Annotated in this window: 13 protein-coding genes; 8 read left to right on the top strand and 5 right to left on the bottom strand. The window is 42.3% G+C overall.

The annotated features are described in order from the left end of the window. Nucleotides 1-104 precede the first annotated feature (104 nt). The 4 genes from V7R39_RS08310 to V7R39_RS08295 form a co-directional block, all read right to left on the bottom strand. On the bottom strand, nt 105-1,010 hold the full coding sequence (locus V7R39_RS08310) for a sensor domain-containing diguanylate cyclase (protein ID WP_334029967.1): 906 nt from the start codon (nt 1,008-1,010) through the stop codon (nt 105-107). 110 nt (nt 1,011-1,120) lie between these two features. Further along, a complete protein-coding gene (locus V7R39_RS08305; RefSeq protein WP_334029966.1) occupies nt 1,121-4,441 on the bottom strand; it encodes a tetratricopeptide repeat-containing hybrid sensor histidine kinase/response regulator in 3,321 nt (1,106 codons plus the stop codon). Nucleotides 4,442-4,446: 5 nt separating this feature from the next. Further along, nucleotides 4,447-4,650 carry a hypothetical protein gene (locus V7R39_RS08300; RefSeq protein WP_334029965.1) on the bottom strand — a complete coding sequence of 68 codons (204 nt, stop codon included), beginning with the start codon at nt 4,648-4,650 and terminating at the stop codon, nt 4,447-4,449. 13 nt (nt 4,651-4,663) lie between these two features. Next, nucleotides 4,664-5,494 carry an SAM-dependent methyltransferase gene (locus V7R39_RS08295; protein WP_334029964.1) on the bottom strand — a complete coding sequence of 277 codons (831 nt, stop codon included), beginning with the start codon at nt 5,492-5,494 and terminating at the stop codon, nt 4,664-4,666. Between the two features lie 346 nt (nt 5,495-5,840). Here V7R39_RS08295 and V7R39_RS08290 point away from each other — a divergent pair, with 346 nt between their 5' ends. The 7 genes from V7R39_RS08290 (at nt 5,841) to V7R39_RS08260 (ending at nt 12,515) form a co-directional block, all read left to right on the top strand. Beyond that, the gene (locus V7R39_RS08290; protein ID WP_334029963.1) at nt 5,841-6,317 is read left to right on the top strand and encodes a hypothetical protein; all 477 of its coding nucleotides are present in this window, start codon (nt 5,841-5,843) and stop codon (nt 6,315-6,317) included. Nucleotides 6,318-6,322: 5 nt separating this feature from the next. Further along, entirely contained in the window at nt 6,323-6,532 is a 210-nt protein-coding gene (locus V7R39_RS08285; protein ID WP_032097230.1) for a helix-turn-helix transcriptional regulator, read from the top strand. A gap of 85 nt (nt 6,533-6,617) precedes the next feature. Further along, nucleotides 6,618-7,589 (top strand): S41 family peptidase, encoded by a 972-nt coding sequence (locus V7R39_RS08280; RefSeq protein WP_334029962.1) that lies wholly within the window; start codon nt 6,618-6,620, stop codon nt 7,587-7,589. 170 nt (nt 7,590-7,759) lie between these two features. Beyond that, nucleotides 7,760-8,716, top strand: a complete 957-nt coding sequence (locus tag V7R39_RS08275) for a YihY/virulence factor BrkB family protein (protein ID WP_334029961.1) — start codon at nt 7,760-7,762, stop codon at nt 8,714-8,716. Nucleotides 8,717-8,813: 97 nt separating this feature from the next. Continuing rightward, nucleotides 8,814-10,793, top strand: a complete 1,980-nt coding sequence (locus V7R39_RS08270; RefSeq protein WP_334029960.1) for a RecQ family ATP-dependent DNA helicase — start codon at nt 8,814-8,816, stop codon at nt 10,791-10,793. Between the two features lie 26 nt (nt 10,794-10,819). Next, complete coding sequence (locus V7R39_RS08265) at nt 10,820-11,866, top strand: mechanosensitive ion channel family protein (protein WP_334029959.1); 1,047 nt, start codon at nt 10,820-10,822, stop codon at nt 11,864-11,866. A gap of 82 nt (nt 11,867-11,948) precedes the next feature. After that, a complete protein-coding gene (locus tag V7R39_RS08260) occupies nt 11,949-12,515 on the top strand; it encodes a YaeQ family protein (RefSeq protein ID WP_334029957.1) in 567 nt (188 codons plus the stop codon). 413 nt (nt 12,516-12,928) lie between these two features. Here V7R39_RS08260 and V7R39_RS08255 read toward each other — a convergent pair whose 3' ends face one another. Beyond that, nucleotides 12,929-13,669 (bottom strand): glucosaminidase domain-containing protein, encoded by a 741-nt coding sequence (locus V7R39_RS08255; RefSeq protein WP_334029956.1) that lies wholly within the window; start codon nt 13,667-13,669, stop codon nt 12,929-12,931. Nucleotides 13,670-14,379: 710 nt separating this feature from the next. On the opposite strand from V7R39_RS08255, the gene V7R39_RS08250 reads away from it, so the two are divergent. Continuing rightward, the gene (locus V7R39_RS08250; RefSeq protein ID WP_334029954.1) at nt 14,380-14,880 is read left to right on the top strand and encodes a hypothetical protein; all 501 of its coding nucleotides are present in this window, start codon (nt 14,380-14,382) and stop codon (nt 14,878-14,880) included. Nucleotides 14,881-15,096 lie beyond the last annotated feature (216 nt).

Genomic DNA, 15,096 nt, shown 5'->3' with positions numbered 1-15,096 from the left:
AAAGCATTGCTCTTTATTTAAGTAAATTCAGCCATAGTATATCAGTCTTAAAAATCAAGAGCATTAATGTTGGCCATTTCCTCTATGTAGCCTCAACAACACGGTTACCTGAATCTAATTGTGTTCCGCCCGTCTTGTTTTGCTTGATAAAGCGCGTTATCTGCTCGCTTTATCACCTCTTCAGGTGTTTGCTTATGTGTTTTTTTGACTTCAGTAATCCCAATACTGACCGTAATTGAAAACGGGGTCGTGCCTTCAGTGAAAGAGGTTTTTTCAACGCATTGTCTTATCCTCTCGGCAATGACCATTGTATCCTCTTGCGACGCATTATGAATAATAGCTAAGAACTCTTCACCCCCGAACCTACCTAAAATATCGACTTCTCTAAGCTGTGAAGAGGCAATTTCGGTGAATTTAAGTAACACGTCGTCACCAACAAGATGGCCATGGTTATCGTTAATAGCTTTGAAATGGTCTAAATCCATGAGCATTATTGAGAAAGGTAGATTATCTCGTTCAAAACGAGATAGCTCTTCGCTCAATGCGTTAACTATTTCGCTTTTGTTCCACAACTGTGTCATGGCATCTCGGCGAGCGCGCTCTTCTAACTCAGCTTCAAGGCGTTTGGTATCAGAGATATCAACCATATAGCCTGTCCAAACTTGATGCCCTTCATAGAATTCATCACTTGGCTTAGAAGACAATCTAATCCAAATCATACCTTTTGCTGGATTGTTTATGCGAACGTCTGAAACAAAAAAGTCGCCTTGTTGGTTTGCATTATTATCTTCTGCTTGCAGTCGTTCTAAGTCGATGGGGTAAACTATATTCCAGAAATTATCGATATCGTCCATCATGTCTTTAGCGTGTAAACCCAGTAAATCATTGCTGCCAGCACTTACATACAAAAGTCTCCCATCGCCGTTAGGGAATAGCACGTATTTGTAAAGTACGCAGGGCGCGAATTCCAACAGATGCTCTAATTCAACAAGAGATATATTTGTGTGCATTTAGTGAAAAAGTCCTTTTCAGTTTTTATAATGAAAGCATAGCTACATGTTGATGAAATCACCAACATCGACGGCTCTACCAGCGATACGGTTTAAAGCTACCATAATAGCTAGCGTGTAGAGGTGCCGTTTGTGTTGAGGTTAACCTTAACTGCTTCATGTATTTCAGCAAGCGCGCGACTCATTATTTCAAGCTGTTTGTCAAAGTCTGTTTCAAAGTCTTCTGCTCCTTCTTCTTGGTTTTGAATGGTGAGTTCGACAGAGCGTGTTAATTCAGCGAGTTCGTATGCACCAATGTATTTAAGAGCAGTACTGTAAATATGCACAATTCGGGAGATTGAAGGGTAGTCTTTATCAGCAATGGCCAGAGCAAGTGCATCACGCTCTGCTTGCAGTGCTAAAAAGTCGGTAAGCAAGGTTGTATATAAAGATTCATCGTTAAGCAAAGACTGCATCGCTCTTGTTTTATCGATGCGAGAAAGTGCTTTAAGAGGTTCAGCATTGGCAGGTATTTCGTTCAACTCTTTCGTTTCAATACCGACTGTAGTGGCTTTATGTTCGCGAATTAAGGTTGCCAGTACACTAAATAGTTTCTCCGGCTCGACAGGTTTATTGAGGTGAGCGTTCATACCCGCCGCTATACTTTTGTCGATGTCTTGTTGCATAGCATGTGCCGTCATAGCGATAATAGGCATCGTAAGCTGCAGCTCACTGCGAATGACTTTGGTTGCCTCTAAGCCATCCATTTCGGGCATTTGGATATCCATAAGTACTAAATCAAAAGCGCTATTGCGACGAAGTATATCGACTGCCTCTATGCCATTACTGGCCACTTGAATATTGGCGTGGGTGTCTTTGAGTAAACCCAAGGCCACTTTTTGATTAAGCGCATTATCTTCAGCAAGCAGAATATTCTTACCGGCAAGATACGGGAATCCAGATACGTCTGTCTCTATTACTTCTGCACTTGCGCGGTAATCTAGACACAACTCTTGAATATTATTGATGAGTTCACTGGCCCCGAAAGGCTTTTTGATAAAGGTCTTAATACCGAGGCGTGTTGCCTGTTCGCGCATTTGGCCCGACTCAAACGCCGACAGCATAATGACTTTGGGAGGCTTAGCAGCAAACTCTTGGTTCATGATCGCGACAACTTCAAGGCCGTCAATATCGGGCATTTTCCAATCTAAAATAAGCAAGTCGTAAGGTGCATTGTTAGCCGTAGCGTTGCGCAATTTGGCTATGGCTTCTTGACCGCCGGTGGCAAGATCAGCTTCAATATTAGCCATCAATAACGCTTCTGATATTGCGTGCCGTGATAAGCTTACATCATCTACAACCAACACTTTTAGGGCAGACAGCTGTTTAGAGGGTGACACTATCTTCACTGCTGAATTGCGTTCTACGTTTACCGTAAAGTAAAAGCTAGCGCCTTTGCCTAACTTACTTTCAACCCATGTTTTTCCGCCCATTAATGAGGCGAGCTGCTGACATATGGCTAAACCCAATCCGGTTCCCCCATAGCGACGAGATGTAGATTCATTGCCTTGATTGAAAGGCTGAAACAGCCTGTTTTTTTCCTCGTTATTTAAGCCAATGCCAGTATCTTTTACCTCAAATTCGAGCAGTACGTTGTCGGCAACAAGTTCACACCCCACGCTAACAGATACCAGTCCATCGTCGGTAAATTTAAGCGCATTGCTTAAAAAATTGTTTAAAATTTGCTGTATGCGCAGCGGATCCCCAATTAAATTGTGAGGAACATCTCTGGCAATGTGCTGAATTAACTCAATCTGTTTTTCGTTAGCGCGGGGCAGGTGATATCGAATTGCCTGATTAACCAACGCGTCAATATTGAACGGCGTCGACTCAATATCCATTTTTCCCGCTTCAATTTTTGAAAAGTCGAGAATATCGTTTACTACGCTCAATAGTGTTTTCGATGCACCTTCTATTTGTAACAGGTTGGTTTGCTGGTCTTTACTTTCAGCAGCGCGCTGAGAAAGTTTTGTAAGCCCGATAATTGCATTAAGTGGAGTTCGTACTTCATGACTCATACGAGCAAGAAAATCAGATTTTGCGTCGGTAGCCTTTTGCAGTTCTTTTGCTAGCTTATTGAGAGCACTGCGCTGCTGCCGAGTTCTAAGCAATAAGCTTATTACTAAAATTAAAGACAAAATAACGCCGCCAATAAAATAAAGCTGAAAAGTATTGGTTTTTTGTTGAATAATATTGCGCTGTTCTTTTAATTGATTGTCTTTCTCAAGCAGTTGAATCGTGTCTTCTTTTTCTGCTATTGCTAAACGCACGCGATTTAACGCAAGTAACCTAGACTGTTGTTCGTTAAAACTTTGCTTGTAGGTTTCTTGAAACAGCTTTGAGTATTGTAAGGCCGACTGATAATCGTTTTTTGATTCGAATAGTGAGATGAGTTGCTCTAGAAACCTGAGCAGCAGCGCCTTGTCGTTCTGCACCTCTTCTTTTTTTAGTCCTGCCTCAAGCTCACTGATAGCCAGTTCGACCTCCCCTCGCTGTAAATAAATTTCAACCAGTTGCAGCAGGCGAGGTCCCTCGGTATATAGAAAGCCAACCTTGCGGTCAGCTTCTGCTGCTTTGTTGAGATTTCGTAGCGCCTCACTCATATTACCTTGAGCGATGTGTAGCTCAGCCATAGAGCTGTATACAATTCCGACAAAGGGGTATTTAGTTTCAGTCAACACTTCATTCGCTAGCAGTAGGCTAACTTTTGCATCCTGATAATTGCCTAACTCTTTATGTGCATAGCCCTGAAAATAGTACGCAATACCTTCATTTTCTTTATTTGCTAATCGTTGCGCAGAAGAGAGATACCGATGGCTAAACGACAGTAACTTTTCAAAGTCTTCGAGGGAGGCATACACATTTCCCATTGCACTGTATACCGATAGCACCTCCTCGCTATTTAATTCACTATATAGCTCTAGGGAGTGATTCAAGGCATCTAGTGCTCGCCCATGCTCACCAGAAAAATCTAAAATAAATCCTTCCAATCGAAATGACTCGGCAAGGGCTAGCTCGTTATTGCCAACCTTGGCATATTCCCGAGCATCTAAAAGCTGTTGATAAGCTGATACATAATCTTGTTTTAAAATATCGCGATACGCTTTTAAATTAAGAAATCGGGCGTGGTGGTAATCGCCAGGGTGTTCAATGAAGTACTGAGAAAGCCCTTCAATCGTGGTTTCTACAGATGGCTCATTTTGCTTGATGCGCTCTTCAAGAGAGCTTAACAGCGCGGGTGTGGGTTGTATCTGACCGAGGCCATTTTCTGGCGTATTATTTTGAACGAGCGTAGTTTGAAGCGGCATATTCTGCATAGCCATCACAGTTTTCATCGATAAACCGATGAAAACAACGACAACAAAAATAAACTGCTGTACTGCAACTTTCACGTAATTTAATAACTCACTACACGATTGGCTTTACTTTCATCGTTAAACCGTTTCCTCACTTCATCCCAGTTTTGCTCTTTGATAAGCACTAAGTCCTCATCAGAGAGCCCGTATTTTTCGGCGGTCCCCACGGGGTCTTTTTTGTATGCTTCCATTAAGTTGCTATTAGTGTCTAATTCTTCTAAAAAATCTATAAGCGAGTTGGCCATGTTATTTCCTAATTTAGTTTACTTTCGGGTTTCGGTAATTGATGACTTGTTCTTTTGTCAGGCCAAGGCGTGCTAATCGTTCCTGGTGATATGCGGGCAGACCCAATGAAGGTACAACAAGAGTTGAAATTAACGTTGGCTTTGCCTGTGGTAAATCGCGAAGCAATATTTTTTGAATTTTGGGCTCACATATAGGTAAGGTAGCGGCTTCGTAAACAATCACTTCGTGGTTTTTGGGGTAATGTTGTATCAGTACATCTGTCAATATCGCCAGCCCATGTTGGCTGTGATTGGCATTTAACACGCTGAGCGAGGCTTCTCCGGCTAGCCCAATTTGCCAGACAATCTGAGTCATGTACGGATCGATTTTGTAGTCACGAAACAAAAACTGAGTTGCTTCATACGATTGGCATCCAAATCGCGATGGGTCTAGGCCTAAGTCAGCGATTAAGCAATCTTCCGCTGACACACCAGGCAACATTTTAGCGTCTAAACCGAGTTCCTGCACTCGTCGAATCGCTTCATGAGACGGAGTGACGAATACACCTGCATGACCATAAAAAGCGGCGCACACGTTGTGACCTTCACCTACGGCTTGCACAATGCGATCAGCCATTTGATGGTAAGTAATTGCTCGGGATTTGCCTTGTTCGTAAAGGTCATCTAGGGAGATGCTATTAGGGTTTATTTTCTTTACGACGTGTTCGCCCACTTTATTCATGATACCCATGAACACAATGTCAGCGTTTTCTATATAGCTTTTTGCCGCCAACGTCATTTGACCAGCAACGCTGATGCCGGTGCCGACAACAACTAGCGATCCCTCTTTAACAGTATCCATCATTCCCTTTTGCCATTGACTACACACTATACGCTCTTACTATAAGACAGATTTGTTGCATTTACTACGTCTGACAATCGCACGCATGCTTTCTCTCAATGACTCATGAATTTTTACTCTAAATAAGCGGTGCGCGACGAACGATTCTCTTCTATCCACACTGGCGCTTCCATTTCTACTGCTTTCAATTTTATTCGTATAAATTTCAAAAGTAATTTATTTCAATCTAAAAGTTAAAAGTACTATACATTGAGTAATAAATTAATTACTCTTGGTTCATTGTAAGCACACCCTCAAGCGCACAAAGTCTTAACTCACGTCGCTGTAAAAAAATTTAATGGAGCTACTGATGAACATGACACTAAAAGAAAAAAGTACCTGGTTATCGCTCGTTGCCACACTGGTGATTTTTGGATCTTACACGTTAAATGTAGTCAGCATTGATTTAGCTAGCGTGTCAGAGCAGCAAGCTGTTGATATTGCCATGGGAAATTTAAGTCAGGCTATTTTATATATCATCATTGTAGAGATTATTTTTCAGTCACTCATTGCTGTTGCAGGCTCTAAAGCCGACATAGAAGGTGATGAGCGAGACCGATTAATCGCGTTAACTGCTAACAACAGCGGTCACTGGGTATTAAGTATTGGGGTAGTCATAACATTAGGTCAGTTATTGCTACCCCATGCACTTGGTGTTGAGTCGTCGATAAAAGCCTATTTTCCCATTCCATTGTTTGAAGTGCATGTGCTGTTACTTATGTTTATTCTTTCGGAAATAGTGAGATTCACACATCAAATCATACTTTACAGAACAGACGCGGTATAACCATTATGGCGATTACGAATAAAGTGAGAGAATGTCGCTTTTTTGCTAACGAGATGACGCAACAAACACTTGCTGAGGCTGTTGGTGTTACGCGGCAAACTATTATGGCTATTGAAAAAAACAAGTATAACCCCTCGCTAGAGGTAGCTTTCAAAATAGCCAAACTCTTCGATAAATCTGTAGAAGAAGTGTTTGCCTATTTTCCTGATGATTAAGGCACCTGGGTGATAAGCCCGCTTGGCTATTGAAAAAGTAGGGCAAAGACAAACATATACATTGAATACATTACCTGGAATGCTCTTGATAACCTTACGCCATTTTCCTACTTTGCTGATATATTTCGCGTTTCTTTTTACGTCGATTTTTGCATCATTTTGTGTGACTGCTGAAGATGAACTGCTATCACAACAAGAAGTCGTCAAGGCGCTGAATAATCTTATAGTGAGTGTAGATAAAGACTACCTGCATGAAAAGCATCGGGAAAAGATGACTGAGCAAATCACCACCTCCCTCAACCAAGGTGACTTTGACGGTCATTATCAATTTCATCGGTTTAAACGAAAGCTCGAATCGTTGTTATATGCTTCAAGCCATGATGCTAATTTTGAGATTACATGGCGGTCTGGGTCAGAAAATTTGGGCAACGTACCAGATAGAGTCTTTCCAAGTACCATTGAAACTCAATTGCTCGAATCGAATATTGGCTACTTGGGAATTGATGGCGACCTTTTTAATGAGCACGCAAAAAGCGATATAGACAATGCTGTAGCTTACTTATCTAGCGCCACTGCGATCATTATCGATTTAAGAAGTGCTGGCTACGTCGACTTAGATGTTGCCAAGCAATTTTTAAGTTACTTTGTACCTACTGGTAAACCCCTGGCAAACCTTACCCTAGCTCACAATAATACCTCTCTACTAGTGGCGAGTGATACTGGTTTTAAAATGGGTGAGAAGGTGCCTATTTTTGTGGTTACATCTCCTTTTGTGGCGGGTTCGTGGGAATTTGTAGCCTATACACTTCAACAGACAAGTAAGGCGACTGTTGTGGGTACGCGTACCATGGGTTTGAGCTATCTATCGACTACCACACCACTTAGTGAGCACATCAACCTTGTGATGACCTACGGCGATTTACGACATCCGTCTACCCAAGAAAGCTGGAAAAATGAGGGAGTCATACCGGATATTCCCTGTGATGCAACCGATGCAGTGACAGCCGCTCTTGAACTAGCTGAGAAACGTTTAACCACTGAAACGATAGGTAACTGAAACGAAAGGCAAGTGAAATGCATACATCTTCATTTTACTTTTGCTTGTTTTTTTGCACCTGTCATTAAAAGCGGTCGCTGGCTGAAATCATAAACTGTGTGAAAATATTTTAATCCTAGTCATACCCACTGCTGTATCTATCCTATCAATAAAAAAATTAACGCGAGACGATGAGCAATACACACCTTAGTGAAGCAAGCACAGCTTTTGAGCTCACAATTAAAAGTTGGTGGAGCATTCTTAAACGTATTTTCACCAATATTAATGGGCATAACATTCCTCTTATTTCTGCTGGCGTCGCGTTTTATTGTTTGTTGGCTATCTTTCCCTTGTTGGGCGCGACGATATCGTTGTATGGCCTCATCGTGTCGCCGGAAGAATTACAGCGTCATATGGCTTTACTCGTAGAAGTGGTGCCTTCCGACAGTAGCTATATCATTGAAGAGCAGCTTAAAACGCTTACGGAAAAGTCGAGCTCTGCATTAGGTTGGGGTTTCTTTTTAACCCTGTTCTTGTCGCTTTGGAGCAGCAGTAAAGGAGCAAATGCATTAATCACAGCCTGCAACATTACCTACAATGAAAGTGAGGGTAGGGGCTTTTTTAACGGCCTAGTCGCGCGTATAGCCTGCACCATCTGTATGATAGCCACCGTTATAGTGGCTTTGGCATGCATTACCATATTGCCCGAGACAATAAGTTGGGTAGCAGGTGGCTCAATTGATAATAAACAGGCCATGTGGCTAACGTGGCCTGTCATGCTTGTGCTGTTCAACTTTTGTCTTTCTGCGCTGTACCGTTATGCGCCTCACCGTCGCTCTGCGCAGTGGCGATGGGTGACACCAGGCGCATTACTCGCCACAGTATTGTGGATAGCGGCCTCGTATGGTTTTTCTATCTATTTAAATGAATTTGCCAGCTATAACAAAACCTATGGATCAGTGGGCGGAATTATCATTTTGCTGATGTGGCTGTATTTAAGTGCTTACATTATCCTTATTGGTGCTGAAGTAAACTCAAGTATAGAGCTGCAAACGAGTGTGGATAGCACCGTGGGTGAAGATAAGCCCATGGGGGAGCGAAACGCTGTCGTTGCTGATAATACACCTGAAGATTTACGCAAGTCTTAAGTTTAAACGCATAAATTACTGATGTATTGCGGTATCATGCCTGCCAGTATTTAAACGAGCTTGTGTAAGAGCCGTTTTTTAAGGAGCAGGCAATTCAATGACCGCAGACTACTCTTGGGCACTACAGGGCCTATTTGGTTTTTCATCCTTTCGAGCAGGACAGCAGGAGGTGGTTGAAGGTTTACTGAATCAGCAGTCGTCGCTCGCTATTTTTCCTACCGGCTCAGGCAAGTCATTGTGCTATCAATTTGTGGCTACGCAATTACCGCACCTTACCGTGGTGGTATCACCCTTGTTAGCACTGATGAAAGATCAGCTCGCATTCTTACACAGCAAAGGCATTGCAGCGGCGAGTATAGATTCAACGCTAACGCCCCAGCAAAACAAGCAAGTTATGAATGACGTGCGCTCAGGTAAGTGCAAAATATTGATGGTGTCAGTAGAGCGGTTTAAAAATGAGCGTTTTCGGCAGTTTATAAAATCGGTTTCTGTATCGATGCTGGTGGTCGACGAAGCCCACTGTATTTCTGAGTGGGGGCATAACTTTCGACCAGATTACTTAAAGCTGCCCGCCTATCAACAAGATTTAAAAATACCTCTAGTGCTGCTGCTCACTGCTACGGCGACTAAAAAGGTTAAGCTTGACATGGCCCGCAGATTTGACATTGCCCCATCAAATATTATTCAAACTGGGTTTTATCGTTCAAATTTGAATTTAAATGTGTTGCCGGTGGTAGAGTCAGAAAAAAATAACGCATTGCTTAATGAATTAGAGCATCAGCAAGGTGCAGGCATTGTTTACGTAACCCTGCAACAAAGCGCTGAGCAGGTAGCCCGTTTTTTACAACAAAATGGCTATACAGCAAGTGCTTATCACGCCGGTTTAGACAGTGATGTTAGACAACGTATACAGCACGACTTCATGGACAATAAGCTTCAGGTCGTTGTGGCAACAATCGCCTTTGGTATGGGAATAGATAAATCAGATATTCGCTTTGTAGTGCATTATGACTTACCCAAGTCCATTGAAAACTACAGTCAGGAAATTGGTCGAGGGGGGCGTGACGGAAAAACGGCTAACTGCACCGTATTAGCTAATTTAGATGGTTTGGTTACCATTGAAAACTTTGTTTATGGCGACACTCCTGACCAACAAGCCGTTCAAGCGGTTATCGATGATATTGCCTCTCAAGGCACAGAAACAGTAAACGACAATGTGTATGAGTGGGAAACTCAGATAAACAGTCTATCGACTAAAAGTAATATTCGACAGCTTCCGCTTAAAACATTGTTAGTGCAATTAGAGTTGGCCAAGGTTATCCGTCCACTTTATGCGTATTTTGCAGAGTTTAAATTTCGCTTTATAACCGAAAAAGCAGACATTCTTAGTCAGTTTGCTAAAGAGCGCAGCGAGTTTCTCAATGCAGTTTTTAACAACACATCAATGAAAAAGGTGTGGGGTGTGGTTAACTTTGATGATATTTATCAGTACTACGGGGCCGAGCGAAGCAGAGTCGTTAGCGCACTAGAATATTTGCACGAGCACAACCACATTGAATTGGCATCGCGTTTAATCACCGATGTGTTTGAGGTGAATCAACAGGCATTACTTGCAAGTGACTTATCCGAAAAATTAGCGCACTATTTTGCCGACAATGAACGCAAAGAAATTCAGCGTATTGCAGCCCTTGTTCGATTCTTTGAGCTCGATAGCTGCTTAAATGCCAATTTATCCGCCTATTTTGATGATAAAAGCGCCCCAGAGCGGTGTGGACACTGCAGCGTGTGCAGCACCAACGTGGCTAAGCTGACTTACTCAAACCCAATAGCGGCGCCTGATGAAGTCGAAATAGCAACCGCAATAACGGCACTTAATAAGCATCTTGAAGGTAAAGTAAACACCCACCTAACCGAAAATACGTACTGCCGCTTTCTTACTGGTATGTCTATGCCGTTGTTTACTAAGATGAAAGTAAGGCAGTTACCGGGCTTCGGTTGTTGTGAAAACTGTCGCTATGCAGATGTAAAAGCGGTGGTTGTTGCGTATTTACAATCGAATACTCGCGGCTCAGTTTAAATAATAAGCAAATAGGCGAAATACACATGGAAATTTTGGCGCTGTGGTTACCTCTGGTTATTACATTGTCTTTTGGGACGGCAGTTATTACCGCAGTACGATGGATATTATTTAGACGTGCTCAAGAATTAACCAGTGAGCAGCGTTTACCTCGACAAATGGTCGTGTTTGTTATTATTTTGGTACTATTGATAGCGGTTTCGCTCACACTACCGGTAAGTGAAAGCTCTAGAAATCAGCTGTTGGCGTTAATTGGCGTGTTAGTGTCAGGTGTTATTGCTTTCTCATCCACCACCATAGTTGCAAACTTAATGTCTGGGTTGGTCATTCGATTCAACAAGCCTTTTAAAACAGGCGACTTCATTCGTTGTAATGATTATTTTGGGCGAGTATCGGAAAAAGGATTGCTCGATACAGAGATACAAACCGAGCAGCGTGATTTGATCCATATAGCTAACAGCTACCTGGTTAATAACCCTGTGTCCGTTATCCGCTCTTCTGGCACCTTGATCACAGCCAATATCTCTATTGGCTACGATGTTCATCACACTAACGTAACCGAGGCGCTCAACAAGGCAGTTCTTGAGGCTGGTTTAGAAGAGGGGTACGTGCAGGTTAGTGAGCTGGGAGATTTCAGCGTGTCTTATCGCGTTGCTGGTCTGCTTAAAGAAGTAAAAAGTGTATTAACGGCACGTTCAAATTTACACAAAGCAATTTTAGATACGCTCCACAATAGCGATATTGAAATTATGTCGCCTAACTTTATTGCTCAGCGACCCACAGAGGCAACACAAAAATTTATCGCCAAGATGCCGACTAATGTGCCAGGTAAGACAAATGCTAGCGTGGAGGATGATGATGCCCAAGAGGCAATTGCATTTGATAAAGCCGAACTAGCGGCGCAGCACGAAGAATCGCTTCGAGATGCAAAAGCCAAAGTTGAGAGTGTGCGTCAGCAGATATCGGAGGCTAAGGGTTCAGACAAAACAGCCCTTGAGAAGGAACTCGAAGGGGCACTTAATCAGGTCGACAATATTATAAAACTAGAACAACAAACAAAAGAGACTGAGTAGGGCCAGTAAAATAAAATACCAGTATCGGCGTACTTAGTCTTTGACGAGAAATGGCCTTTAGAGCACACCAATCAGGATTAACATGGCACTTAAAGCAACGATATTTAAAGCGGATATCTCGATTACCGATATGGACCGCAACTATTACAACGATCACAATTTAACCATCGCCCGTCACCCGTCTGAAAACGACGAGCGTATGATGCTGCGCATTATCGCTTTCATTGTTAATGCCCATGAACAATTGCAGTTTACAAAAGGTTTATCCGACGATGATGTGCCAGATTTATGGCAAAAAAATTTCAGTGACGACATTGAGCTGTGGATTGAATTAGGGCAACCCTCTGAGCAACGCATTAAAAAAGGCTGCAATCAAAGTAAGCAAATGAAGATTTATGCTTATACTGATAACAGCTTCGATGTGTGGTGGAAGAAAGAGCAGAATAAGCTTAATACGAAGAAGAACCTATCTGTGTATACACTTCCTAATGCGCTTTCGGCGACGCTGGCAGAAGCAGTTGAGCGTTCTATGCAAATACAGGTAACGATTCAAGATGGGCAAATTTGGCTCACTTTTGCGGGCCCACACGCAAACACTGGCTTACAGGGAACGGAGAGTTTAGAGATAGAAATAGAGAAGCATCTATAGTAATGCATTCCCACGCTTTGCTAGGAAGCCTGCCAGCGCCTTCTGAGTGAGCAAGTATCTAGGCGGACTGGTTTAAAAGAGTAGAAAATTTAAAGATTAAAAGTTTGCCATGAAAATCAATCTCTCTTTACATGCCCAAAACAAATGCTACATTGAGGTTGTGTTTAGCAGATATCTAAGGAGGTGATCATATGTCTAGTGTTTTGAAAACAAGTGAATCGGCTATGAATGGGGTACGTTCTAACTAACCCTTTTTTCGTCACCATTCTGGCTGGCTGATTTGCTGGCCAAAGCACGGAGGAGTCGCAGTAATGCGACTCCTTTTTTATTTGTCTTTCTGATTTACATAGGGCATTTAGTCGTGTGAGCAGAATGCACAGTACATTGATGAGTTTAATCGACGTTTGCTTAAACTAATCTGCTTCGTTTAGTGCTAATTTATCAAGAGATGACAGTTTGTTAAAACTGATCATTTCACGTAGTTCCTTGCCATATTCATCACCACGTTCAGAATATTTATTTAAGCCGTAGCTAAGAGCAACCCCAGTGACAGCTTCGTCTTTTTTACGCAACGATTGACGAATACGACGTAATGATTTGTACGCATCATGGGTATTTAAATTGAGCATGTAACTTTCTACTGAATCGGCAGGCGAGCGGAAGTCGGCAACTTCATGCGATTTGTTCGCATCTCGCGATTTTGGAACAATGCCACAGCCTTTTGTGAAGCACCATTGACCGAAAAAGTTATTCCCCTGTTTGGCAAAACGAGAGGTACCCCAGGCACTTTCGTTAGCAGCTTGTGCAATTGCCAACGATGCAGGGACGATGTCTGCCCGACGTAGCAATATATTGCAAGGAGAGTCTTGCTCAAGATCAGTGTCGTCAATGCGAAATTTGGTTAGAAATTTGTCTAATGTACCGGTTTCACCGGCGTCACAGGCACGTTGAATTTGCTGTCTATCGGCGGCTAGCTCTTTATTTATATCTACAATAATGGGCGTGAAGTATTCAAAAAAAGCAGCTTTTCGATCAGGACCTGCGGCGTAAGCAGTAAAGTCAGGCGCAGATTCTTTGGCAAAAAACGTGAACCAGGCAGTGATACTTGCCACTACGGCAACAGCTAAAATAACGATATATTTCGAGTTTGACATCAGGTTATACCTCTTTTTTTAATAGAATAATGCGCTTTATCAGCGAACTCCCTGAATGAATGTTATTTTACCATACAGGTTCTTACATGCACTGCAACTTATTGAGAAGAGGGTAAATTAAAGTTAATAAAGGTGGGGCAATTATTCTGTCATGGGGGAAAGCGTTTCTAACACTTTTCGTTGGAAAAGGTATCTGTTACATTTATATGGGCACAAAAAAATCCGATGGCTTGCACCATCGGATTTTATGTCTCACTCGATGAATCTGCCTAACGTGGCGTTCATCGCTCCTTTCGGAGCCATATGCTAGTAGCTAGTCGTGTGCAAGAAGCTTCGACTTTTTCTCGATTTTACAATCTAAAATACGTTGTGCGTTTTTGCGGCCTACGTATGCGGCAACTGCGTATGGGTGCTTGCGTTCGAATAACTTCGTGAATGTCTTAAGCATGATAAGCCCCCTTTAGATAAATTTTCACTATTTAAATTTACATTATTACAGCTGTGTGATCAAGTGTTATTTTTAGTCATTGAAGCTAAGTGAAAGCTTTTAAAAGCATGATATGACTTAATTCAGTTTAATTTTGTCATTATCAATTTTGGTTAATTTGATTACTTACGGCGCGCCTGATTTTCTCTTAAAGGCTGCTGGCACGTTTACTTCAAAATGTGAATCGCATATTATTGCGACGCGTTTTCATTGCGGATGGATTATGTTTAAAGCGTATACCAAATATTTGCTTATTGTATTTATGCTGATTGCTTCAAGTGGTCAGTCGCTTGGACGTGGGCATTCTCTCGGGCATTCTGTCGAGCACTCTAGCGAAGATTGTTCCATGACAAGCTCAAGCATAAACGCAAGCTCAGCGGTAGCTAACAGTGCATTCATTAATTCAGATGTTCATGACAAACATAAGCCTGAATCTTCACAAAATGTAGTTCACACTAACCATTCAGATCATGCTGCTTATGCCGGTGCCGAAGAGTCAGGCTCAACGACGATGAGTGCGAAAGATAGAAAGACAATAAGTGATGGTAACTGCTGTTTCGATGAATGCATGTGCGAGACGAGTACTTGCTCAAACGCTAGTCTAGTTGCTGTAGCTCGACATCCCATCACGGCGTTAACCTACAGCGAGCAAGTGGTTGCCGAGCAGCGTGGTAAACCTAAATCAATATCTTCTTCTCTATTTAAGCCCCCCATTATTGGCTAAACAGCATAGTTGCGTCTTTTTTTCATGAAAGCGCGCACAACCGTATGTTTAACATGGGCCCATATTCAGAAATTATTCAGCCATTACCCAGTGTCTGAATACATCTTAGTAAGTCCATCCCAACGCTTAAATTTATAAAATTCGGTAGGTTTGCCTGCAGCATAAATGACGATGAATAAGATATCTTTCATCTTTGTCCGACTGCATTCACGCTTA

Origin of the sequence: Alteromonas sp. P256, from assembly GCF_036864455.1 — a bacterium.
In the GTDB taxonomy this organism is placed as follows: Bacteria; Pseudomonadota; Gammaproteobacteria; order Enterobacterales; family Alteromonadaceae; genus Alteromonas.
The sequence above is the reverse complement of the archived record's forward strand: the minus strand, read 5'-3'. Positions and strand labels throughout refer to the sequence as shown.